Origin of the sequence: Xanthomonas sp., assembly GCF_017163755.1 — a bacterium.
Classification (GTDB): Bacteria; Pseudomonadota; Gammaproteobacteria; order Xanthomonadales; family Xanthomonadaceae; genus Xanthomonas_A.
In genome coordinates, this window is sequence record NZ_JAFIWC010000029.1 from 46,754 (window position 1) to 70,323 (window position 23,570).

The following is a 23,570-nucleotide window of genomic DNA, read 5'->3' on the forward strand; positions in this document are numbered from 1 at the left end:
GCGGATTGGCGCGCGAACAGGGATGCAGCATCCCGGCCTGCGCATCGCGTCGCGACTACAGCGCCAGATGCAGGAACCGGTTGAACGCGCTCGGCACGTAATCGGCGAAGGCCGGTCCATTGCGGAAGCCGCGGCGCCGGTACAGGCCCAGCGCCGCGTCGAAGGCCGCGCCGCTGCCGGTCTCCAGGCTCAGCCGGCGCAGGCCGGCGGCGCGCGCGGCGGCCACGATGTGCTCCAGCAGCGCCGCGGCCGCGCCCTGGCGCAGGAAATCCGGATGGGTGCGCATCGACTTCAGCTCGCCGCCACCGTCGTCCAGCACGCGCAACGCGCCGACCGCGGCCAACGCATCGCCGCGCCAGACGCTCCACACGGTCACATCCGGACGCTGCAAGCCGGACAGGTCCAGCGCATAGACGCTGCCCGGCGGCGACTGCGCATGCATCTGCTGCAGGTGGTACTCCAGCAGCGCACGCACCGCGACACCGGACAGATCGTCCTGGCGGATCGCGAACGTCGCCGCCCCCGCTTTTCCGGGTCCCGAGTCCCCAGTCCCGAGTCCCGGCTTCAGAAAGACACCTCGACCGGCTGCCGCGACCACAGCACCGACTGGTGCCCGGTCGCCTGCTTCCACGCCAGGCGGATCGCCTCGATGTCGGCGCGGCGCGGCGGCGTGTCCTCGTGCAGGATCACCAGCACCTTGGTGTTGAGCCGGTTCGGTTCCTTGGCGCCGCGGAACAGCCACTGGCCGTAGGCGTCGAACACGGTCAGGCCGTCGGGGAAGCGCGGCGTGACCTCCTTGTCCAGGAACGCGCGCCATTGCGCCTGGCTGATCGGCTCGGCCTGCGGACGGTCGGCCGGGCCGCTTTCCTCGCCGACGCCGAAGTACAGCTCGCTGCGCACCCAGCCGCTCGCCTGCGCCGGGCGCGACGCGTCGCCCTGCAAGGTGGCGCTGACCTTGGCTGGCGCGTCCGCGCCGGGGGGCGGCACGCTGGCGCAGGCGGACAGGGCCAGGAACACGGCAAGCAGCGGAGCGCGGAGCAGCATCGGCATATCTCGAGGGGAAACGGAAGCGGCGATGGTAGAGGTTGGCCGGCGCAAGCGCCCGATAACCGGCGGGCATCAGCTGATGCCATCCCGGAAGGAAGGCGCCGCGCCGCGGCATTAACGGTAAGATAATATATCGCTTCATCCGGATGGATGTAGCAAAAATAATTTCTCGCGCCGGCAGCGCCTTTGGGCGGCCGGCGCGCAGCCTTCGATTCCGCTTCCCAGAGAGAGAGCCTTCCGCATGTTCCGACCGTACGCCGCACCGCTGAGCCTGGCCATCGCCGTGGCCTTGGCGTCCCCCGCCATGGCCCAGCAGGGCGATGCCACGCAGGCGACCAACCTGGACACGGTGATCGTCACCGGTACCCGCGCCAGCGACCGCACCGTGCTCGAATCCACCGTGCCGGTGGACGTGCTCAGCGCCGAGGACATCCGCAAGGCCGGCGTGGTCAACGGCGAACTGGGCAGCGCGCTGCAGGCGCTGCTGCCGTCGTTCAACTTCCCGCGCCAGTCCAACTCCGGCGGCGCCGACCACGTCCGCGCCGCGCAGCTGCGCGGGCTCTCGCCGGACCAGGTGCTGGTGCTGGTCAACGGCAAGCGCCGCCACAACAGCGCGCTGGTCAACACCGACAGCAAGATCGGCAAGGGCACCACGCCGGTCGACTTCAACGCGATCCCGGTCAGCGCGATCAAGCGCATCGAAGTGCTGCGCGACGGTGCCGGCGCGCAGTACGGTTCCGATGCGGTGGCCGGGGTGATCAACGTGATCCTCGACGACGACCCGGACAGCGGCGCGCTGGAAGCCAGCTTCGGCGCCCACCACACCGAGGTCGAGCCGATCGACCGGCGCGTCACCGACGGCCAGACCGGCTACTTCAGCGGCAAGGTCGGCACCCGCCTGGGCGAGGACGGCGGCTACTTCAAGGTGGGCCTGGAACTGAAGAACCGCGAGGCCACCAACCGCGCCGGCTACGACCAGATCCCGTTCTTCGAGGCGCAGACGCCGGCCAACCTGGCCCTGGCCGGCCGGCGCAACTACGTGCTCGGCGACGGCGCCAGCAAGGACCTCAACGCCTGGATCAACGGCAAGCTGCCGTTCGGCCAGACCAGCGAGTTCTATTTCTTCGGCACCTACAACCAGCGCGACACCCAGGGCGCCAACTATTTCCGCTACCCCGACAGCGACGCCAACTGGACGCAGCGCTATCCCGACGGCTACCGCCCGGTGTCGCTGGGCGAGAACCGCGACACCCAGGCGGTAGGCGGCGCGCGCGGGCAGTGGGGCGACTGGGCCTACGACGCCAGCGTGGACTACGGACGCAACGACTTCACCTACCGGCTGAAGCACTCGCTCAACGCCTCGCTCGGCCCGGACAGCCCCACCCGCTTCAAGACCGGCGACTACGCCTTCGAGCAGGCCGTGGCCAACCTGGACCTGAGCCGGGTGTTCGACGCCGCCGGCGCCAGCCACACCTTCGGCACCGGCGTGGAGCTGCGCCGCGAGCACTACCGCACCGGCGCCGGCGACCCGGCCAGCTACGCGGCCGGGCCCTACGCCGACCGCCCGACCGGCGCCCAGGCCGGCGGCGGGCTGACCCCGCAGGACGAAGCCGACCTGTCGCGCAACGTCGCCAGCGCCTACGCCAGCCTGTCCAGCCAGTTCGGCGACAAGCTCTCCACCGACCTGGCCGCGCGCTACGAGCACTACCAGGACTTCGGCGGCGAGCTGACCGGCAAGCTGGCCGCGCGCTACGAGTTCGTGCCGGCGTTCGCGCTGCGCGGCGCGGTCTCCAACAACTTCCACGCCCCGTCGCTGAGCCAGATCGGCTACGAAGCCACCTCCACCGGCTACGACGCGTCCGGCCAGCTGCTGCAGGGGCGGCTGCTGTCGGTCAACAATCCGATCGCGCGCGCGCTCGGCGCCAGCGAACTGAAGCCGGAGAAGTCGCTGAACTACAGCCTGGGCTTCACCAGCCGCATCGGCGAGCACTTCGACCTGTCGCTGGACCTGTTCCAGATCGACATCGACGACCGCATCGCGCTGTCCGAGGACATCGGCGGCGATGCGCTGACCGCGTTCGTGCAGCAGAACTTCGGCATCGCCGGCCTGCAGAGCGCGAGCTTCTTCGTCAACGCCGCCGACACCCGCACCCGCGGTGCCGAACTGGTCAGCAACTGGCGCCAGGCGCTGGGCGACGGCCAGTTGCTGCTGACCGGCACCTGGAGCTACGCCAAGACCGAACTGGAGAACGTGGTCGCCACGCCGGCGCAGCTGCTGGCGCTGAACCCGGACTACGTGCTGTTCGGGGTGGAGGAAAGCAATACGCTGACCGACGCCAGCCCGCGCACCCGCGCGCAGTTCGCGGCGAACTGGAGCAACGCGCGCTGGGCGCTGCAGACCCGCGTCAGCCGCTACGGCAGCGCCACCCGCGTGTTCGACTTCGGCGACGGCTTCGTGCCGCGGCAGACCTACGGCGCCGAGTGGCAGCTCGACGCCGAGGTCGAGTACCGCATCACCCCGCAGTGGAGCGTGGCCCTCGGCGGACAGAACCTCACCGACAACTACTCCGACCTGTCCAACGAGGACATCTACTACTTCGGCAACCTGCCCTACGACGTGCTGTCGCCGATCGGCAGCAACGGCGCGTACTACTACGGGCGGGTGCGGTTTACGTTCTGATTGTCGGGACCTGGGACCGGGGACCAGGGACCCGGTAAAGCGGGTTGCGCGCTGTCGCAGGCGGATCGGCGGCGTCTTGGTGAGTGCGGGGTCGCGTTCGGCCCCGCACTGCTTTCGCAGGCCCGGTCCGCGCAGTCCGCTCCACCTGGCGCTAACGCTGTCTCGTTCATCATGAACCGATGGCTGACGCGCTCCCCCTCCGACCGCCGCCGCCGCGCCTGGACGATGCCTGCGCATTGTTCCTGGACGTGGACGGCACCCTCATCGATTTCGCTTCGCGGCCGGACGGCGTGGTGCTGCTGCCGGAGGTCCGCGAGGCGGTAGGCCGCATCAGCGACCGCCTGCACGGCGCGCTGGCGCTGGTCAGCGGGCGTCCGCTGGCGCAACTGGACCAGCTGTTCGCGCCGTTGCGGCTGCCGGCCGCAGGGCTGCACGGGCACGAGCTGCGCGCCGACCGCGATGCGCGCGCGGCAATGCCCGCCGACACCTCGAGCTGGCTGCACGATCTGCACCAGCGCGCCGCGCACCTGACCCAGGCGTACCCTGGCGTGCTGGTCGAGGACAAGGGCGCCAGCCTGGCGCTGCACTGGCGCGGCGCGCCCGATGCCGCCGCCCAGGTCGCCGCCTTCGCCCACGAGCAGATCGGCTCGCTGCCCGGCTACCGCCTGCAGCCCGGCGACCACGTCGTCGAGTTCGTCCCCGAAGGCAGCGACAAGGGCCTGGCGGTGGAGCGGCTGCTGCAGCAGGCGCCGTTCCAGGGGCGACGGCCGGTGTTCGTCGGCGACGACCTCACCGACGAGTTCGGCTTCGCCGCGGCCAACCGCGCCGGCGGCTGGAGCGTGCTGGTCGGCCGCCGCGCCGGCAGCCAGGCCACGTTCGCGCTGCCCGACACGCGTGGCGTGCACGCGTGGCTGCGCGACAACGCGGCATGATCGGCGCCTGCATGCGGGCCCGGCCCTGGCAGCGCTTCGCCGGCCCCGGTCGCCTGCGCGCGGCATCGCTCGCGTTCGCCTTCCCCCTTCCGGCAAAGGATCCGTTTCATTCATGACGGCCCCCAATCTCGACCTGGGCGTGATCGGCAACGGCAGCTTCGGCGCGCTGGTCGACAAGCGCGCGCGCGTGGTGTGGAGCTGCCTGCCCGCGTTCGACGGCGACCCGGCGTTCTGCGCGCTGCTGTCGCCGCGCGACCACGAAGGCGGCGACTTCAGCGTGGAGCTGGAGGACTTCGTCGACAGCGACCAGCACTACCTGGCCAACACCGCGATCCTGCGCACCGTGCTGCGCGATGCGCACGGCGGCGCGGTGGAGGTGATCGACTTCGCGCCGCGCTGGCGCAACCACGGCCGCTTCTACCGGCCGGTCAGCATCATCCGCCAGATCCGGCCGCTGGCCGGCAACCCGCGCATCCGCGTGCTGGCGCGGCCGCTGGCCGACTGGGGCGCGCGCAAGCCGGAAAGCACATGGGGCAGCAACCACGTGCGCTGGCTGCTGCCCGAGTTCACCCTGCGCCTGACCACCGACGTGCCGGTGCGCTTCGTCCGCGACGAGCTGCCGTTCGTGCTCAGCCACCCGGTCAACCTGATGCTCGGCGTGGACGAATCGCTGACCCGCTCGCTGACCGGCTACATCCAGGAAGCCCAGGAACGCACCGAGGAATACTGGCGCGAATGGGTGCGCTACCTGTCGGTGCCGCTGGACTGGCAGGACGCGGTGATCCGCAGCGCGATCACGCTGAAGCTGTGCCAGTACGAGGACAGCGGCGCGATCATCGCGGCGATGACCACGTCGATCCCGGAGGCGCCGGACACCCCGCGCAACTGGGACTACCGCTACTGCTGGCTGCGCGACGCCGCGTTCGTGGTGCGCGCGCTGAACCGGCTCGGCGCCACCCGCACGATGGAGCAGTTCCTCGGCTACATCTTCAACCTGGCCACCACCGACGGCAACCTGCAGCCGCTGTACGGCATCGGCTTCGAGGCGGCGCTGGAGGAACACGAGGTCGAGTCGCTGGCCGGCTACCGCGGCATGGGCCCGGTGCGGCGCGGCAACCTGGCCTGGATCCAGAAGCAGCACGACGTGTACGGCAGCGTGGTGCTGGCGTCCACGCAACTGTTCTTCGACCTGCGGCTGAAGGACCCCGGCGACACGCACACATTCCTGCGCCTGGAACCGCTGGGCGAGCGCGCGTTCGCGCTGCACGACGTGCCCGACGCCGGGCTGTGGGAGTTCCGCGGCCGCGCCGAGGTGCACACCTACACCAGCGCGATGTGCTGGGCCGCCTGCGACCGCCTGGCCAAGATCGCCTCGCGGCTGGGCCTGGAGGACCGCGTGGCCTACTGGCGCGAGCGCGCCGAGCGCATCCATGCGCGCGTGCTGGCCGAGGCGTGGAACCCGCAGCTGGGCCACTTCACCGACACCTTCGGCGGCCACCGCCTGGACGCCTCGCTGCTGTTGCTGGCCGACATCGGCTTCATCGCGCCGGACGACGCGCGCTTCGTCGCCACGGTCGAGGCGATCGGACGCGACCTCAAGCACGGCGACGCGCTGTACCGCTACGTGGCGCCGGACGATTTCGGCGAGCCGGAGACCAGCTTCACCATCTGCACGTTCTGGTACATCGACGCGCTCGCCGCGATCGGGCGCAAGGACGAGGCGCGCGAGCTGTTCGAACGCATCCTCGCGCGCCGCAATCACCTGGGCTTGCTGTCGGAGGATCTAGCCTTCGACAACGGCGAGGCCTGGGGCAATTTCCCGCAGACCTATTCGCACGTCGGCCTGATCATCGCCGCGATGCGATTGTCGCGCAGCTGGCAGGAGGCTTCATGAGTCGATTAGTGGTTGTTTCCAATCGAGTGGCATTGCCCGGCGAGAACCGCGCCGGCGGACTGGCGGTGGGGCTGCTGGCGGCGCTGAAGGAGCGCGGCGGGGTCTGGTTCGGCTGGAGCGGCAAGACCGTGCGCGGCGACAGCGGCGCGGTGCACGAACAGAACCACGGCGACATCCACTTCGTCACCATGGACCTCAACCGCGCCGACCTGGACGCGTACTACAACGGCTTCGCCAATCGCACGCTGTGGCCGCTGCTGCACTTCCGCCTGGATCTGGTCGACTACGACCGCGCCACCCGCGAGGGCTACCGCCGGGTCAACGCGATGTTCGCCGAGAAGCTCGCGCCGCTGCTGCGCGAGGACGACACGGTGTGGATCCACGACTACCACCTGATCCCGCTGGCCTCGCTGCTGCGCGAGCGCGGCATCGGCTGCAAGATCGGCTTCTTCCTGCACGTGCCGTTCCCGTCGGCCGACCTGATCCAGGCCCTGCCCGACCATGCGCGGCTGTTCTCCGGCTTCTACGCCTACGACCTGGTCGGCTTCCAGACCCAGCGCGACGTGGACCGCTTCCAGGCCTACGTGCGCCTGTTCGGCGGCGGCAAGGTGATCAAGGACGGCGTGCTGGAAGCGCCCGGCGGGCGCCGCTTCCGCGCCGAGAAGTTCCCGATCGGCATCGACACCGAGCTGATCGCGCAGCAGGCGCGCGCGGCGGTGGCCAAGCCGGCGGTGCGCGACCTGCGCAGCAGCCTGCGCGACCGCCAGCTGGCGATCGGCGTGGACCGGCTCGACTACTCCAAGGGCCTGCCCGAGCGCTTCCTCGGCTTCGAGCGCTACCTGGAGCGGCATCCGGACCAGCGCGGCAGCCTCACCTACCTGCAGATCGCGCCGGTCTCGCGCGGCGACGTCACCGAGTACAAGCAACTGCGCAACCAGCTCGAGCAGATCGCCGGGCACATCAACGGCGGCCATGCCGAGCCGGACTGGACGCCGCTGCGCTACGTCAACCGCAACTTCACCCATGCCACGCTGACCGGCTTCTACCGCGCCGCGCAGGTCGGCCTGGTGACGCCGCTGCGCGACGGCATGAACCTGGTCGCCAAGGAGTACGTGGCCGCGCAGGACCCGGAGAACCCCGGCGTGCTGGTGCTGTCGCTGCTGGCCGGCGCCGCCGACGAGCTGAAGGAGGCGCTGCTGGTCAATCCGCACGACCTGGACGGCGTCGCCGACGCCATCGCCACCGCCGCCTCGCTGCCCAAGGCCAAGCGCATCGAACGCTGGCAGACGATGATGGAGCACCTGCGCAAGAACGACATCGGCGCCTGGCGGCAGCGCTACCTGCAAGCGCTGGAGGGCTAGGACGTTTCGCGCAGCCCGTTGGCCCGTGACATGGGAGCGGCTGCAGGCGGCTTTGCCCAGCCTCCGGCCGCGGTTCGCCGGCAGCGCCTGTCGCGACCGATGGCACGAGGCCCGGAGTCGCGCACAGCTTCGCCGCCGTAGACGCGTGAACTGGAGCGCCGCAAGAACGGCCGCGACGCGGAAACCGGCGGCGCGCCCGCTCCCAGGCAGGATCGAGAGACGGGTATCCATCACATCGTGTGCGTAAACCCTTTTCGCGGGACGCAAGGTTCCGCCTGCCGTCACGGGCAGCACACCGTCCTCCTTTAAAATCGCACCACGCACCGCGCCTGTGCACCCTGGGAGGGGCGGCGCGATGTCCGATGCGCGCAGGATCACCGCCGATGCGGCCATGCCCTCGCCTGCTCCCCTCCACGATCCGTGCCACGCCGTAGCCCTCCGCGACGCCGTCGGATCCTCCGGACGATCCCCATCCCAATGAACCATCACCCTTCAAAACACGGACCCGGTACCTGGCTGTTCGCCGCGTATGCCGTGGTCATCGCCCTGCTGGGCATCGCGCTCGCCGTCATGGGCGGGCAACTGGTCGCCGCCGGCGGTTCCTGGTACTACCTGCTGGCCGGCGTCGCGCTGGCCGTCTCCGGCGCGCTGCTTGCCGTCGGCCGCCGTGTCGGGCTGTGGCTGTTCGGGCTGACCCTGGCCGCCACGCTGGCCTGGGCGCTGGCGGAAGTGGGCCTGGACGGCTGGGCGCTGATCCCGCGCCTGGCGATGATCTCGGTGCTCGGCCTGGTCCTGCTGGCGTTCTGGCCGGTGGCGCGGCGCCGCCTGGCGCCGCTGTCGGGCCTGGGCTATATCCTGGTCGCCGGCGTGCTGCCGGTCGCCGGCGCGCTGCTGATCCTGGTCCCGCTGCTGTTCCCGCGCAGCGTGGAGCTGGCCGGTCCGGCCCTGGCCGCGCAGCGGCCGCAGGCCGCCTTCAGCCGCGCCGCGGTGAACAGCCCGGACGGCAACGTCGCCGCCAACCACGACGCCGGCAACTGGACCGCCTATGCCGGCTCCAACCTGTCCAACCACTATTCGCCGGGCGCGCAGATCACGCCGGGCAACGTCAAGCACCTGAAGGTGGCCTGGGAATTCCACACCGGCGACCTCAAGCCGGCCGGTTCCAAGCTCGGCTACGCGTTCCAGAACACTCCGCTGAAGGTCGGCGACCTGGTCTACATCTGCACCCCGACGCAGAAGGTGATCGCGGTCGAGGCGACCACCGGCAAGGAACGCTGGCGCTTCGACCCGAAGACCAACCCGAAGGCGATGGCCGGCGTGGCCGCCACCACCTGCCGCGGCGTGTCCTACTTCGAGGCCACCACACCGGTGGCCGAATGCGCCAAGCGCATCTTCTGGCCGATGGTCGACGGCCGCCTCGGCGCGCTCGACGCGCTCACCGGCCAGCTGTGCAGCGGCTTCGGCGACCACGGCTACGTCGATCTGAACAAGGACACCGGCAACACCAAGCCCGGCTTCGTCGGCCCGACCTCGCCGCCGGTGGTGATGCGCGGGGTGGTGATCCAGCCCACCGGCCAGGTCCGCGACGGCCAGGAACGCGATGCGCCGTCCGGCGTGGTGCGCGCCTTCGACGCGATCACTGGCGAACTGCGCTGGGCCTGGGACCTGGGCAACCCGGCGATAACCGCCGCCCCGCCAGCCGGCCAGACCTACACCCGCTCGACCCCGAACGTGTGGACGCTGATGGCCGCCGACGACGAACTGGGCTTGGTCTACCTGCCCACCGGCAACGCCGCCGGCGACTTCTTCGGCAAGCAGCGCACCGCGCAGGAAGAGGAATACACCGCCTCGCTGGTCGCGCTCGACGCGGCCACCGGCAAGGAACGCTGGCACTTCCGCACCGTCAACCACGACCTGTGGGACTACGACATCGGCCCGCAGCCGAACCTGGTCGATTTCCCGGTTCCCGGCGGCGGCACCCGCCCGGCGGTGATCCAGGCGACCAAGTCCGGGCAGGTGTTCGTGCTCGACCGCCAGACCGGCCAGCCGATCATGCCGGTGCAGCAGATCCCGGTGCCGCAGGGCACCGACCACGGCGACTGGACCGCCAAGACCCAGCCGGTATCGCCGGGCATGCCGAACACCGTCGGCGCGCCGAGCAAGGACTACGAGACCATCGTCGAGTCCGACGCCTGGGGCATCACCCCGTTCGACCAGCTGGCCTGCCGCATCCAGTTCAAGAAACTGCGCTACGACGGCATGTTCACCCCGCCCAGCCTGCAGGGCTCGCTGTCGTTCACCGGCAACCATGGCGGCATCAACTGGGGCGGCGTGTCGGTGGACCTGCAGCGCGGCATCATGGTGATGAACAGCAACCGCCTGCCGTACACCGAGCACGTCTACCCGCGCGCGGAGATGGACAGGCTGGGCGTGGTCTCGGTGTTCAACGGCAAGAGCAGGACGCCCGGCTACATGGCGCAGGAAGGGCTGGCCTACGGCGCGCGCAAGGAGCCGTGGATGTCGCCGCTGAACACGCCGTGCGTGGCGCCGCCGTGGGGCTACCTCTCCGGCGTGGACCTGCGCACCCAGCAGGTGATCTGGCGGCGCCCGCTGGGCACCGGCTACGACCAGGGTCCGATGGGGATCCCGTCGAAGATGAAGTTCGAACTGGGCACGCCCAACAACAGCGGCTCGCTGGCCACCGCCGGCGGCGTCACCTTCATCGGCGCGGCGCTGGACAACTTCCTGCGCGGCTACGACACCCAGACCGGCGAACTGCTGTGGGAAGTGCGCGTGCCCGCCGGGCCGCAGGCCGCGCCGTTGAGCTACACCGTCGGCGGCAAGCAGTATATCGTCGCCGCGGTCGGCGGCCACGACCGCATGGAGACCAAGTCCGGCGACAGCGTGATCGCCTGGGCGCTGCCCGACGACGCCGCGGCGAAATAGCCGCCCGCCACCGCTGCCGCGGGTTCCGACCGGCCGTCCTGCGACGGCCGGTCCTGTCATCGCCGCGGGCAACGCGGTGGCGAGGTCGGCGGCTACACGCTGCGATAGTCAGCACTTTTTCGCGCGGTGTCTGCACCAGGTGGGAGCGACTCCGGACAGCCTGGCCATCGGTCGCGACAGGCATACCGAAAAAGCCTCGTTGCGACCGATGGCGCGAAGTTATCCGGAGTCGCTCCCGCGGCCGTCATCGCCCCCAGTCCGAATTCCCTGGCGAATCAGCTGGCTTCTGACTTCAGATAGCGAAAGGCATCGCGTCGAAGACAGCTCCGCAGGATGATCATCGACGGAGTCATCGCCTGCAGTGCGATTGGCGCTTGTGCGCCCCCGAACAGCGCAGCCGCACAGGGCCCGCGGAAATCCACGCATAGGCGCTGCATTGCAACGCCCATCTCATGCGACACGCCCCGGACCGCGCGCATGACCGGCAAGCTCGAACAGCCGCCGGCCCGTCCACGACAGGATCACGCACCCCGCACCGGCGAGCAGCCAGCCCAGCGAAACCTCGCCGAGCGCGTACCGCAACGGCTGCCATCCCTGCGCGCCGTAGCGCACGCCCACGCCAAGCAACGCGATCGCGAACACCGCCAGCAGGATTCGCGACATCGCACGCTCGATTCCGGCGTCGTGGCGAGCGACGCGTTCGGCGACGCCGGCAGCGAAATCGGCCGGCGGCCCGGCAAGCGGGGCGGAAGCCAGCGCCTGGGCCACGATGCGGTAGTCCGCGTCCGCCGCGTCCATCCCGCCAGCCTCGCGCCCGCGCGCCGCGCGCCGGCCGCGTTCCTGCGCCTCCCATTCGGTTTCGTCGTCCAAGCGCTTGTCCGTCATGTTCATGCCGATGCTCCGATGCGCGATTGCAGCAGTTCCCGCAGCCGCAGGCGGCTGCGGAAAAGATGGCTCTTGATGGTGCCTTCGGCAAGACCGGTCATGTGCGCGATCTCGCCGATCTGCATTTCTTCCAGATGATAGAGCGTCAGCACGGTCCGCTGCAGCGGCGGCAAGGCATCGATGGCGCCGTGCAAAAGCGCATTGATTTCCTCGCTCGCCGCCGTCGCCTCCAGGTCGGTGCCGTCGCCGACCCGCTCGGCCAGGAACATGCCGTCCTCGTCGCCGCTCGGCTCGGCGATCGGGACGCGCTTGCGCTCCAGATGCCGCCGGGCCACCGAATAGGCCACCTGCGCGATCCACGATTTCAGTGCGCTTTCGCCGCGGTATTGGTGGATGGAGCGGTAAACGCGCAGGAACACCTCCTGGCACAGGTCTCGCGTGTCGTCCGGGTGCCGCACCATGCGATCCACGATGTGCCAGCACAGGTTCTGATAGCCGCGCACCAGCTGCTCGAACGCGCCGGGCCTGCCGGCCAGCACGGCGGCGGCCAGCGCCCGGTCGGCATCGAGGGTCTGGTCGGCAGCGGGAGGCGGGCTGGGCATTGCGTATAGGGATACGTCGGTCGGGGCATCGGTTGCAACGGATCGCTGCAACCGGACGGCAGCCGGGCGTATCTCCTTGGTTACCCGCCAACAACACGGATGCCGGCACCATGAATTTCAACCTGCTCATTCCCATCACTCTGTTCATCTGCATCGCCTACTCCATCAAGACGGTGGTCGACGCCTACATGCGTCGGCGGATCGTCGAATCGCGCGGCTCCGAGGAGCTGGTGCGCTCGCTGCTCGAAGGCGAAGCCACGCGGCGACGCCAGGCCTCGCTGCACTGGGGCAGCGTGCTCCTGGCGCTGGCGATCGGCTTCGGCCTGGTGGAACTGCTCGGAGCCGACCGGATCACGCCCGGCGTCGTCGCCCTCCTGCTCGGCGCCACCGGGCTGGGCAACCTGGCGTACTACTTTCTGCAGCGCGCGCTGAAATAGGCCGCCCGCCTTCCGCCCGGGTGTCCGGTGCAGCGTCGTCGCCATCCATCAACAAGCAAAGGACATTGCATGAAGCACTTCGCGACGGCCCTGGCCGCCCTGGTCGCAACCGCGCCATTCCAGGCGCCCGCCGCATCCGCTCCCGACTTCACGCCATTGGACGGTTTCATCCGGAAGACCAAGCAGGCCACCGCGCTCGCCTCGGGCACGGCGGTGGCCGTGGTCAAGGACGGCAGGATCGTCTACGAGGGCTACTTCGGGTTCTCGGACATCCAGGCGCGCACGCCGGTGACCGGCGACACCGTGTTCTACCTCGCCTCGGCCACCAAGCCCTTCTTCGCGCTGAACGCGCTGCTGAAGGAGGAGGCCGGCCAGCTGGACACGCACATGTCGCTGCAGCGGATGTTTCCGCAAGCCCGTTTCGCGGGCATGGATGCCGGATCGGTGACCATCAAGGACCTGCTCGTCCATTCGTCGGGAGTGGACAACCAGCCCCTGGTCTGGGCGACGGCGTACAGCGGCATGCACGACGCGCAATCGCGCCTGGCATTGATCGCGGCGTCCTATCCCGATGCGCAGGCCGCGCGGGGAACCTTCAAGTACAGCAACGTGGGCTACAACATCCTGAGCGTGTGGCTGGACCAGCGCCTTTCGCTGCCATGGCAGGAACAGCTGGAAAGCGCCATCTTCCGGCCGCTTTCGATGCGGCACACGTCCGCCTACGTCAGCAAGGCGCAGGCGGCGGGATGGACGTTGGCCGCGCCCTATTCGTTGGCGAGCGCGCAGCCCAGCCAGCCGCTGTACCTGGTCAAGTCGGACGCGACCATGCACGCGGCCGGCGGCATCGTCTCCACCGCGCCGGATCTGGCCAGGTTCCTGACGGCGCAGCTTTCGACGGATGGCGACGCGGCGATCGCGCGGACGGCGATCGCGAAGTCGCACGAGCCGCAGGTCGCCTTGGACTCGCAGTACCTGGACTTTCCGCGCGCCGGTTACGCGTGGGGTTGGTACACGGGCCAGTACAAGGGCAGGCGGATGCTGCACCACTTCGGTGGCTTTGCCGGCTTCCACGCCCACCTGTCGTTCATGCCCGACGAGAACATCGCGCTGGTCGTGCTCAACAACGAGGATGTCTTGGGAGCGCAGCTGACCAACCTGATCGCCGACTATGTCTACGGCGTTCTGCTGCAAGAGCCGGACGTCGAGTCCAAGCTGTCGCGCCGGTTCGACGAGCTGCAAACGAAGACCCGGCAGATGCGGCTTGCCGCCGCCGAGCACCGGAAGGCGGTCCAGGCGCGCGCGTGGCGCCTGTCGCGGCCGCGCGAGGACTATGCCGGTACCTATTCGAACCAACTGCTGGGCGACATGACCGTGCAGTTGAACGACGGCCAGCAGATGCTCATACGCTGGGGGCGGCTGGCGGCAGTGGCCACCGCCGGCGAGCAGCAGGACTGCGTCCGCGTCGAGTTCTCGCCCAACTCGGGGCAGCTGCTGGACTTTACCGTGCAGGACGGAGCGGTCCACAGCATTTCGTTCGAGCGGATGGTGTTCAAGAAGGAACGCTAGGCGCGACTTCGGACCCGCTCGATAGAGCCCGCCGGCACCATCAACGCCGATTCCCGCGGACCGTCCGGCACCGGCATCGGTCGCCCGAGACCCGGGCGCGCCACTGCAGCGGCGCCTATTCAGGCTCGGTTTTTCCGACGAGCGGCATTCCGCGGGCGTCAAGATCGCCGGCGACGCGGCCGATACTGAGACACGCTTTGAAGATCGCGTCGGTGCCGCAGGGGATGGCGCCGTATCCCATCGCAACCGGGAGTCACCATGACCGCGTCCGACGCCATCGCCGTTCCGCCCGCCGCGTTCCGTCCCGGCGCGCGCCATCTGCTGCTTGCCCTGGCCTATGCGCTGGGGCTGCTGGCAGTGGCGCTGTACGCCTTGCAGGTCGGGCGCCAGCTCGGCGCCGGTGGCGGCTCGGGCCTGTGGCGCATCGCGCCGGCGCTGCTCGGCGTGCTGGCGGTGCTGGCGGTGCTGGCGCTGCTGACCTGGCTGAGCCTGCGTGCCGCGCCGTCGTCGTCGCAGCGCGTACTGCAGGCGATCCAGGCGCTCGGCGAAGGCCGCCTCGACCACGGCCTGGCCGGCGCCGGCGCGGCGGCCGACCCGCTGTTGCGCGCACTGCAGCTCGCGCAGGCGCGCCTGGCCGAACGCCAGGCCGCCGCCGAGGCCGAACTGCGCCACGGCCGCTTCGTGATCCAGGCGCTGGACGACCTGGACACCATGGTGCGCATCGCCGACGACGACGGCCGCGTGCACTTCGCCAACCGCAAGCTGCTGGAAATGCTGCGCGCGATCGAGCCGGACGTGCAGAGCTTCCGTCCCGAGTTCCGCGCCGAGCACTTCGTCGGCGGCAGCATCGGCGACATCTATCCGGACAGCCAGGCGGCGATCGAGCGCATGCGCGCGCTGACCGGCTCCAAGCGCGTGCGCGCGCCGTTCTTCGGTCGCCAGATCGACTTCGTCTACAGCCCGATCAACGCCGCCGACGGCACCCGCCTGGGCACCATCGCGCAGTGGGAGAACGTCACCGCGCAGGTCAATGCCGAACAGGCGCTGGCCACGGTGATCGATGCCGCCGCGCTCGGCGACTTCAGCCGGCGCATCGACACCGCCGGCATGGACGGGGTGCTGAAGTCGCTGGCCGAAGGCGTCAACCGCATCTCCGATTCGGTGGAAGCCAACCTGCGCGCGCTGGCCACCGCGCTCGCGGCGCTGGCCGAAGGCGACCTGACCCATCGCGTCGACGGCGACGCGCAAGGCGTGTTCGCGCAGTTGCGCGAGGACACCAATCGCACCGTGGCCAAGCTGACCGAGATCATCGGCGGCATCCAGGGCGCGGCCGAGGCCATCCGCCGCGCGTCGATGGAGATCGCCGCCGGCAACACCGACCTGTCCGACCGCACCGAGCAGCAGGCCGCCAGCCTGGAGGAGACCGCCAGCTCGATGGAGGAGCTGACCTCGGCGGTGAAGCACAACGCCGACAACGCCTACCAGGCCAACGGCCTGATGCGCAGCACCGGCGACATCGCCGAATCCGGCGGCAAGGTGATGCAGGACGTGGTGAGCACGATGAGCGCGATCAGCGCCTCGTCGCGGCGCATCGGCGAGATCATCAGCGTCATCGACGGCATCGCCTTCCAGACCAACATCCTCGCGCTCAACGCCGCGGTGGAAGCCGCGCGCGCCGGCGAGCAGGGACGCGGCTTCGCCGTGGTCGCCTCGGAAGTGCGCTCGCTGGCGCGGCGTTCGGCCGACGCGGCCAAGGAGATCAAGACGCTGATCGAGGATTCCACGCAGAAGGTGACCCAGGGTTCGGCGCTGGTGAACCAGGCCGGCACCACGATGGGCGAGATCGTGACCTCGGTGAAGCGCGTCACCGACCTGATGGGCGAGATCAGCGGCGCCAGCGCCGAGCAGTCCAGCGGCATCGAGCAGGTCAACCGCACGGTGATGCAACTGGACGAAGTGACCCAGCGCAACGCCGCGCTGGTCGAGGAAGCGACCGCGGCCGCGCGCAGCCTGGAAGAACAGGCCGGCGGCCTGGCCACGGCGGTGGCGGTGTTCCGCATCGAACCCGCACGCGCGGTGCACGGCGGCAACGTCACCCCGCTGCTGCGCAGCGCGAGCAGCTAGAGCGTCTTCCTCTGGCCGGCAGACAACGACACATGGAACGCCCCGGGAGCGCGGCAATCCTTGGCGACAGGCGATAGCGCCCGTCGCGACCGACGGCGCAAGGCGTTCGCAGCGGCTGCCACGACGCTCAGCCGAGCAGGCTCGCGGATTGCAAACGCGCTGCCCGGATCGGCAACCTGCACCTTGCGGAAGTTCAGCGATTTGCCGGAATGGCGCCGCATGGCCTCGGGCCATCCGCCGACGCCTCAGGCCGCGAAGGGAGCTCGCCCGCCACGCCGCCCGCTCGCGGCGCCGACGCTCCTCCCGCCACGCCCACCTCGCGAGCGCTATTCCAGGAACCGCGAACGCTGCGCCGGATCCGGCAGGAAGCACTGCGCCGAGGTGCCGAACCAGCGATAGCGGTTGCGCGCAATGAGTCGGTAACCGGCATCGCGCCAGGGCCGCGGCAGCAACCGCAGCATGGCGAACGCGCGCCACGCGCCGCCCAGCCCGGCGAGCACGCGCAGCACCGCGTCCGAATCGGTCCACGCGCCGTCGCCGGCGAGCAGCAGGAACGACAGCGGATCGTCCGGGTCCAGCCCATGCCGGGACAGCAGCGCACGGCCGCTGGCCGACTGCATCGGCGCGAAGCGGTAGCGTCCGCGGCGGTCGAAGCGCAGCAGCAGGCGCACCCAGCGGCTGCACAGCAGGCACACGCCGTCGAACACGATGATCGCGCTGCCGGCAGGCGGCGCCGGCGCCGGATCGACCCGGGCCTCAGGCCGGCTCAAGCCAGCCCTCGTAGCGGATGAACGGCCCGATCCACGGCAGCGCCACCTCGACCAGGAACGCGTAGCGGCCGTCGCGCTCGCTTTCGCGGCAGTGCACGCCGGCCAGCAGGCGCCGCGGCAGCGGCAGCACCCCGAACGCCCACGCGCGGCTGGCGCGCCAGACGATCGTATCCGCCTCCACGCGCAACGCGAATTCGAACTCGACCGCGCCCAGCCGCTCGCGCAGCCGTCCGCGCCGCAGCCACAGCCGCGACGGCATCGGGTGCGCGCCGAAGCGGCGCAGCCAGCGCTCGCCGGCCGCATCGACCACGAAATCGACGCTGACCTCCAGCGTCTCGGCCGCCGGCGGCAGCCGCGCCAGCCACGCGCACAGCGGCAGCAGCCGGTGCCGGCCGCGGCGCACCGCGGCGCGGCCGGCATAGCGCTGCCGCCGCGGCACCGAATGCAGCGCGCGCAGCGCCGGCGGCAGCTGCGCGAAGCTGTCGCCGAGCAACTGCGCGAACAGCGGCGGGCTCAGCGCCCGATCCACGCCAGCGTCGCCATGCGCCCGCAGCGGCGGTCGCGGCGGTAGGAAAAGAAGCGCTGCGGATCGGAGATGGTGCACAGCCCACCGCCGTGGACGTGCGCAGGATCGATCCCGGCGGCGGCCAGGCGCTGCCGCGCCAGCGCGTACAGGTCCACCCGCCAGTGCCCGGGGCGGGTGGCGACGAAGGCGGCAGCGGCGGCCGGATCGTGGCCCAGGAAGGCATCGCGCACGTTCGCGCCGATCTCGTAGGCCTGCGCGCCGGCGGCCGGCCCCAGCCAGGCCTGCAGTTGCGCCGGCGCGGTGCGCAGCGCGGCGACGGTGGCCTCCAGTATGCCGCCGGCCAGCCCCTGCCAGCCGGCATGCGCCGCGCCGACCTCGCGGCCGTCGCACGCGGCGAACACCACCGGCAGGCAGTCGGCGGTGAGGATGGCCAGCACTACGCCCGGGACCGAGGTGACCGCCGCGTCGGCGACCGGCTCGGCGTCGATCCCGGCGGCGGCGGGCGGGCGGTCGAAGCGCAGCGCCTGGGTGCCGTGCACCTGGCGCAACCAGTGCGGCGGCGACGGCAGCGCCAGCCGCGCGGCCAGTTCGTCGCGGTTGCGCTGCACCGTGTCCGCATCGTCACCGTCGGCGGCGCTGCGGTTGCCCAGGTTGAAACGGTCGAACGGCGGCAGCGACGCGCCGGCGCCGTACCGCAGCGTGGTCAGCGCATGCACCCGCGGCGGCGCCGGCCAGTCGGCCTGGAGCACGAAATCGTTCATGGCCGGCATCCGGCCACGCCGCGGGTGCGCGAGCACCGCGGGATTGCGCCTGTGCCTGCGCCGGCACGGCACAAGCCGCCGGACCTGGTCCGCCCACCGCCGTCCGCGGCCGGCCTCGCCACGGGCGCGCATCCCGCCGGCCGCCAGGCTTTGCCTGTGCGCATGTCCGTGGCGCCCGCCGTCAGCGCCGCGCCTGCTCGGCGGCCAGGCGCGTGTCCTCGCGCAGCACCGCAAGCAGGCGTTGCAGGTCCGCCGGCACCGCCGCGCTGGCGCGCACCGGTTCGCCGCTGGTCGGGTGCACGAACTCCAGCGTCTCGGCATGCAGCGCCTGGCGCTTGAAGCCGCGCAACTCGGCGACCAGGTCCTCGGTGGCGCCCTTGGGCAGCTTCAGCGGCCCGCCGTACAGCGGATCGCCCACGATCGGATGCTTCAGGTGCGCCATGTGCACGCGGATCTGGTGGGTGCGGCCGGTTTCCAGGCGGCATTCCAGCGCGGTGTGCGCGCGGAATCGCTCGCGCAGCCGGTAGTGGGTGACCGCATCGCGGCCGTCCTCGCGCACCGCCATGCGCAGGCGGTCGCGCGGGTGGCGGTCGATCGGCGCGCTGGCGGTACCGCCGGACACCAGCGGCCCGACCACCACCGCCAGGTACTGCCGGTGCACGTCGCGCGCCGACAGCTGCGCGACCAGCGAGGTATGCGCCGGCAGCGTGCGCGCCACCACCATCGCGCCGCTGGTGTCCTTGTCCAGCCGGTGCACGATGCCGGCACGCGGCAGCGCCGCCAGCGACGGATCGCGGTACAGCAGCGCGTTGACCAGGGTGCCGCCGGGATTGCCGGCGCCCGGGTGCACCACCAGCCCGGCCGGCTTGTTCAGCACGATGACCTGGTCGTCCTCGTACAGCACCTCCAGCGGGATGTCCTCCGGCAGCGCGTGGGTCTGGGTATCCAGCACCACGTGCAGGCTGGCGATCTCGCCGCCGCGTACCGGGTCGCGCGGACGCGCCTGGGCCCCGTCCAGCAGCGCGTCGCCGGACTTGATCCATTCGGACAGGCGCGAACGCGAGAATTCGGGGAACAGCTCGGCCAGCACCGCGTCGAAGCGGCGCCCGGCGGCGTTGTCGGGCACGCGGGCCTGGCGGAGGGTGTCGGGGGCGGCGTCCAGCGGGGACTCCGGAACGGCATTGGGCATGAGGGCACGGCAAGGTCGGAAAGGGAGGTCGCGGCGGCAGTCAGTCGCCGGACAGGCCACTAGGCTATCATCGCCCCTTCGTATTCCTGCCGTGTACCGCCCGAACCCATGATCCGACGCTCCGTCTCGCTCTCCGCGCACGTCCGTTTCATCGCCCTGATGCTGGTCATGGTGTTCGTCGCCACGGGTTGCCACCGCAACAAGGACAAGAATCCCGAGGAAGGGATGCCGGTGGAGCAGCTGTACCAGAAGGCGCACGGCTTGATGGAAGGCGGCAACTGGGCCGGCGCCGAGGCCAGCTACAAGCGCCTGATCGCGCAGTATCCGTACGGCCAGTACACCGAGCAGGCGATGATCGAGACCGCCTATGCCCAGTACAAGGCCGGCAAGCACGACGACGCGGTGTCGAGCATCGACCGCTTCATCCGCACCTATCCGACCCACCGCAACATCGCCTACCTGTACTACCTGCGCGCGCTGTCCAACGGCAACCGCGACACGGTTTTCCTGCGCCGGGTGTGGTCGCTGGACCCGAGCCGCCGCGACCTGTCCACCCCGCAGCAGGCCTACGCCGACTTCAACACCGTCGCCGAGCGCTATCCCAACAGCCGCTACGCCGCCGACGCGCGCCAGCGCATGATCGTGCTGCGCAACGTGTTCGCCCAGCACGAGCTGGACAACGCGCTGTACTACCTGCGCCGCAACGCCTGGGTGTCGGCCGCCAGCCGCGCCACCTACCTGCTGGAGACCTATCCGCAGAGCGCCTTCCAGTACGACGCGGTGGCGGTGCTGGGCGAGGCCTACACCCATCTGGGCAACAAGACCCTGGCCGACGACTCGCGCCGCGTGCTGGAGTTGAACCAGCCCGATCACCCGTGGCTGAGCGGCGACTGGCCGAAGTACCCGTGGATGATCCGCAAGCTGAACCCGTTCGCCGGCGAGAAGTCCGCCGCCACCGGCCAGTCCAACTCGCAGATGGCGCGCTAACCGCCTCGCCGCCGGACGCAACAGAAGGGGCCACAAGGCCCCTTTTCTTTGGAGCCGCGCCCATCGCCGGTGGCGCGCCGATACCGCGGATCGTTCCGCAGCGGCTGCTCGACCAGACCAACCTGGCGGGGGTGGAAGGCCATTTCGGCCTGATGTACGCCCTGTCGCGGCCCAAGCCGACGCTGGAGCTGCTGACCAGCTTGGCGAACTGAGCAGTCCAGCCGAGCGCGCCGCGCGCGCCGGCGCCGGCGCCGGCTATGCTGGCGGCATGTTCGAACTGCATCGGGTCACCCGCCGCTACGGCGACACGCTTGCGCTGGACCAGGTCGACCTGACCATCGAGCCCGGTCGCACCACCGCGCTGATCGGCCCCAGCGGCGCCGGCAAGTCCTCGGTGCTGCGCCTGCTGGTGGGCCTGGAATGGCCGGACCAGGGCGAGGTGCGCTTCGCCGGCGAACCGCTGCAGCGCGCCACCCTGCTCGCGCAGCGGCGCCGCATCGGCTACGTGATACAGGAGGGCGGGCTGTTCCCGCACCTGAGCGCGCGCGACAACGCCGCGATCCTGGCGCAGACGCTGGGCTGGGCGCGTCCGCGCATCGACGCGCGGCTGCGCGAACTGGCCGAGCTGTGCCGCCTGCCCGAGGCGCTGCTGGCGCGCTATCCGGCCGAGCTGTCCGGCGGCCAGCGCCAGCGCGTGGGCCTGATCCGCGCGCTGCTGCTGGACCCGCCGGTGCTGCTGCTCGACGAACCGCTCGGCGCGCTCGATCCGATCGTGCGCCACGACCTGCAGACGCAGATGCGCGAACTGTTCGCGCTGCTCGGCAAGACCGTGGTGCTGGTCACCCACGATGTCGCCGAAGCCGCCTTCCTCGGCGACACGCTGGTGCTGATGCGCAGCGGCCGCATCGTGCAGCGCGGCAGCGTGCAGGGCCTGCTGCAGGCGCCGGCCGATGCGTTCGTCGGCCAGTTCCTGCACGCGCAGCGCACGCTGGAGCAGGCGCGATGACCGTGCCGCCGTCCCTCGGGCGCTGGCGTGTCCGCGTCGTCCTCGCGCTGCTTGGTTTGCTCGCCAGCGCCGCGTTCGCCGCGCCGCCCACGGTGGTGGTCGGCTCGAAGAATTTCACCGAGGCGGTGGTGCTGGGCGAGATCGCCGCCGGCGCCGGCCGCCGCGCCGGGGTGGAGGTCGAGCACCGCCGCCAGCTCGGCGGCACCCGCATCCTGTGGCGCGCGCTGGAACAGGGCTCGATCGACGCCTACGCCGAATACACCGGCACCCTGGCCGACGAACTGCTGCACCTGCCCGGCGCCGACGACGCCGCGCTGCACCGGGCGCTGGCCGCGCGCGGGCTGGCGATGAGCCCGGCGCTGGGTTTCGACAACACCTATGCGTTCGGGCTGCGCCGGCAGCGCGCGCAGGCGCTGGGCCTGACCCGCCTGTCCGAACTGGCCGCGCACCCTGCGTTGAAGTTCGGCCTGAGCAACGAGTTCTTGTCGCGCGCCGACGGCTGGCCCGGCGTGCGCGAAGCCTACCGCCTGCCGCAGACGCCGACCGGGCTGGACCACGACCTGGCCTACCGCGCCCTGGACAGCGGCGCGATCGACGTCACCGACCTGTACAGCACCGATGCGGAGATCCCGGCGCACGACCTGCTGGTGCTGCAGGACGACCGAAACTACTTCCCGCGCTACGCGGCGGTATTCGTCTACCGCCAGGACCTGGCGCAGCGCTCGCCGCAGTTCGTGCGCGCGCTGGAAGGCCTGGGCGGGCGCATCGACGCGGCCACGATGCAGCGGCTCAATGCGCAGGTGAAGCTGGACCGGCGCGCCGAAAGCGCGGTGGCCGCGCAGTGGCTCGGCGTCGCCGCGCCGGCGCGCGACAGCCGCGCCGCGCGCGTGCTGCAGCGCACCCGCGAGCACCTGGCCCTGGTCGGCCTGTCGCTCGGCCTGGCGCTGCTGGTGGCGCTGCCGCTGGGCATCTTCGCCGCGCGCCGGCCGCGCCTGGGACAGGTCGTGCTGTCGCTGACCGGCGTGTTGCAGACGCTGCCGTCGCTGGCGGTGTTCGTGTTCATGATCCCGCTGTTCGGCATCGGCGCCAAACCGGCGATCGCCGCGCTGTTCCTGTACAGCCTGCTGCCGATCGTGCGCAACACCCATGCCGGGCTCGTCGGCATCGCCCGCGAGCTGCGCGAGACCGCCGCAGCGATCGGCCTGCCGCCGGGCACGCGGCTGTGGCGGGTCGAACTGCCGCTGGCGCTGCGCACGATCCTGGCCGGGATCAAGACCGCCGCGGTGATCAACGTCGGCACCGCCACGCTGGGCGCGCTGATCGGCGCCGGCGGCTACGGCCAGCCCATCCTCACCGGGATCCGCCTGGACGACATCGGCCTGATCCTGGAAGGCGCGGTGCCGGCGGCGGTGCTGGCGCTGCTGGTGCAGGCGCTGTTCGAGGGACTGGAGCGCTGGCTGACCCCGCGCGGCCTGCGCCTGGCGGCGCGGCGCTGAGCCACCGGTGGTGGTGCAGAACCCGCGTCGCGGGACTGTCCGTGCGAGCGGTGCCGGGGGACTACCGCCAGATTTGAGTCACCCGTTGCGATCGGTCTCGACCGGAAACCGGCGTGGCAACCTGTCGGCTTGAAGTCCCTCCCCACAGCGCACCCATCCAGCAATTCGGCCCTGCGGCCCTTGTAGAAGCGACTTCAGTCGCGACCAGAGGCCGACAGCCACCGGCCGAAAGACCTGTCGGGGCTGAAGCCCCTCCTACAGTGATCCGCCAGCCCCAGACACTGCCCCTGTAGGAGTCAACTGTCATGCAGGAGCGATCCCAGGAGGGGCATAAGGCGCTCGATCACGCGCGATGGCGTTG

General features: G+C 70.7%; 19 protein-coding genes. 11 read left to right on the forward strand and 8 right to left on the reverse strand.

Annotated elements, in window-relative coordinates:
• Positions 1–55 precede the first annotated feature (55 nt).
• Together JR065_RS17625 and JR065_RS17630 are read right to left on the reverse strand one after the other, a co-directional pair.
• Positions 56–475, reverse strand: coding sequence for a GNAT family N-acetyltransferase (locus tag JR065_RS17625; RefSeq protein WP_206235656.1), 420 nt, complete (start codon positions 473–475; stop codon positions 56–58).
• Between the two features lie 89 nt (positions 476–564).
• Positions 565–1,044: a DUF3574 domain-containing protein gene (locus JR065_RS17630; protein WP_206235657.1), complete on the reverse strand. Its 480-nt coding sequence runs from the start codon at positions 1,042–1,044 to the stop codon at positions 565–567.
• 244 nt (positions 1,045–1,288) lie between these two features.
• On the opposite strand from JR065_RS17630, the gene JR065_RS17635 reads away from it, so the two are divergent.
• The 5 genes from JR065_RS17635 to JR065_RS17655 all read left to right on the forward strand — a co-directional run bounded on the left by JR065_RS17635 (position 1,289) and on the right by JR065_RS17655 (position 10,860).
• Entirely contained in the window at positions 1,289–3,727 is a 2,439-nt protein-coding gene (locus JR065_RS17635) for a TonB-dependent receptor plug domain-containing protein (RefSeq protein WP_206235658.1), read from the forward strand.
• Positions 3,728–3,906: 179 nt separating this feature from the next.
• Positions 3,907–4,659: a trehalose-phosphatase gene (otsB, locus tag JR065_RS17640; RefSeq protein WP_206235665.1), complete on the forward strand. Its 753-nt coding sequence runs from the start codon at positions 3,907–3,909 to the stop codon at positions 4,657–4,659.
• Positions 4,660–4,771: 112 nt separating this feature from the next.
• Positions 4,772–6,553, forward strand: coding sequence for a glycoside hydrolase family 15 protein (locus JR065_RS17645; protein ID WP_206235667.1), 1,782 nt, complete (start codon positions 4,772–4,774; stop codon positions 6,551–6,553).
• Positions 6,550–7,914 carry an alpha,alpha-trehalose-phosphate synthase (UDP-forming) gene (otsA, locus tag JR065_RS17650; RefSeq protein WP_206235668.1) on the forward strand — a complete coding sequence of 455 codons (1,365 nt, stop codon included), beginning with the start codon at positions 6,550–6,552 and terminating at the stop codon, positions 7,912–7,914. Before JR065_RS17645 ends, otsA begins: the two co-directional genes overlap by 4 nt.
• 516 nt (positions 7,915–8,430) lie before the next feature.
• Positions 8,431–10,860, forward strand: a complete 2,430-nt coding sequence (locus JR065_RS17655; RefSeq protein WP_206235686.1) for a membrane-bound PQQ-dependent dehydrogenase, glucose/quinate/shikimate family — start codon at positions 8,431–8,433, stop codon at positions 10,858–10,860.
• Between the two features lie 450 nt (positions 10,861–11,310).
• Here JR065_RS17655 and JR065_RS17660 read toward each other — a convergent pair whose 3' ends face one another.
• On the reverse strand, positions 11,311–11,751 hold the full coding sequence (locus tag JR065_RS17660; RefSeq protein WP_206235669.1) for a hypothetical protein: 441 nt from the start codon (positions 11,749–11,751) through the stop codon (positions 11,311–11,313).
• Positions 11,748–12,347 carry an RNA polymerase sigma factor gene (locus JR065_RS17665; protein ID WP_206235671.1) on the reverse strand — a complete coding sequence of 200 codons (600 nt, stop codon included), beginning with the start codon at positions 12,345–12,347 and terminating at the stop codon, positions 11,748–11,750. Before JR065_RS17665 ends, JR065_RS17660 begins: the two co-directional genes overlap by 4 nt.
• A gap of 110 nt (positions 12,348–12,457) precedes the next feature.
• On the opposite strand from JR065_RS17665, the gene JR065_RS17670 reads away from it, so the two are divergent.
• From JR065_RS17670 to JR065_RS17680, 3 genes are all read left to right on the forward strand, one after another.
• The gene (locus tag JR065_RS17670; RefSeq protein WP_206235672.1) at positions 12,458–12,784 is read left to right on the forward strand and encodes a hypothetical protein; all 327 of its coding nucleotides are present in this window, start codon (positions 12,458–12,460) and stop codon (positions 12,782–12,784) included.
• Between the two features lie 69 nt (positions 12,785–12,853).
• On the forward strand, positions 12,854–14,350 hold the full coding sequence (locus tag JR065_RS17675) for a serine hydrolase domain-containing protein (protein WP_206235674.1): 1,497 nt from the start codon (positions 12,854–12,856) through the stop codon (positions 14,348–14,350).
• A gap of 258 nt (positions 14,351–14,608) precedes the next feature.
• The gene (locus tag JR065_RS17680) at positions 14,609–16,474 is read left to right on the forward strand and encodes a methyl-accepting chemotaxis protein (RefSeq protein WP_206235675.1); all 1,866 of its coding nucleotides are present in this window, start codon (positions 14,609–14,611) and stop codon (positions 16,472–16,474) included.
• 326 nt (positions 16,475–16,800) lie between these two features.
• Here the strand turns inward: JR065_RS17680 and JR065_RS21570 are convergent, their stop codons facing one another.
• From JR065_RS21570 to rluD, 4 genes are all read right to left on the reverse strand, one after another.
• Positions 16,801–17,244: a thiol-disulfide oxidoreductase DCC family protein gene (locus JR065_RS21570; RefSeq protein WP_241093717.1), complete on the reverse strand. Its 444-nt coding sequence runs from the start codon at positions 17,242–17,244 to the stop codon at positions 16,801–16,803.
• Complete coding sequence (locus JR065_RS21575; RefSeq protein WP_343237297.1) at positions 17,231–17,773, reverse strand: DUF4166 domain-containing protein; 543 nt, start codon at positions 17,771–17,773, stop codon at positions 17,231–17,233. The genes JR065_RS21570 and JR065_RS21575 overlap by 14 nt, the downstream gene beginning before the upstream one ends.
• Positions 17,758–18,540 carry a peptidoglycan editing factor PgeF gene (gene pgeF, locus JR065_RS17690; protein ID WP_429001883.1) on the reverse strand — a complete coding sequence of 261 codons (783 nt, stop codon included), beginning with the start codon at positions 18,538–18,540 and terminating at the stop codon, positions 17,758–17,760. Before pgeF ends, JR065_RS21575 begins: the two co-directional genes overlap by 16 nt.
• Before the next feature lie 172 nt (positions 18,541–18,712).
• Positions 18,713–19,720, reverse strand: a complete 1,008-nt coding sequence (rluD, locus tag JR065_RS17695; RefSeq protein ID WP_206235679.1) for a 23S rRNA pseudouridine(1911/1915/1917) synthase RluD — start codon at positions 19,718–19,720, stop codon at positions 18,713–18,715.
• 108 nt (positions 19,721–19,828) lie between these two features.
• Between rluD and JR065_RS17700 the strand changes: the two genes are divergently transcribed.
• The 3 genes from JR065_RS17700 to JR065_RS17710 all read left to right on the forward strand — a co-directional run bounded on the left by JR065_RS17700 (position 19,829) and on the right by JR065_RS17710 (position 23,209).
• Entirely contained in the window at positions 19,829–20,707 is an 879-nt protein-coding gene (locus tag JR065_RS17700) for an outer membrane protein assembly factor BamD (RefSeq protein WP_206235680.1), read from the forward strand.
• Between the two features lie 268 nt (positions 20,708–20,975).
• On the forward strand, positions 20,976–21,713 hold the full coding sequence (locus tag JR065_RS17705) for an ATP-binding cassette domain-containing protein (RefSeq protein ID WP_206235681.1): 738 nt from the start codon (positions 20,976–20,978) through the stop codon (positions 21,711–21,713).
• Positions 21,710–23,209, forward strand: a complete 1,500-nt coding sequence (locus JR065_RS17710; RefSeq protein WP_206235682.1) for a glycine betaine ABC transporter substrate-binding protein — start codon at positions 21,710–21,712, stop codon at positions 23,207–23,209. The genes JR065_RS17705 and JR065_RS17710 overlap by 4 nt, the downstream gene beginning before the upstream one ends.
• Positions 23,210–23,570 lie beyond the last annotated feature (361 nt).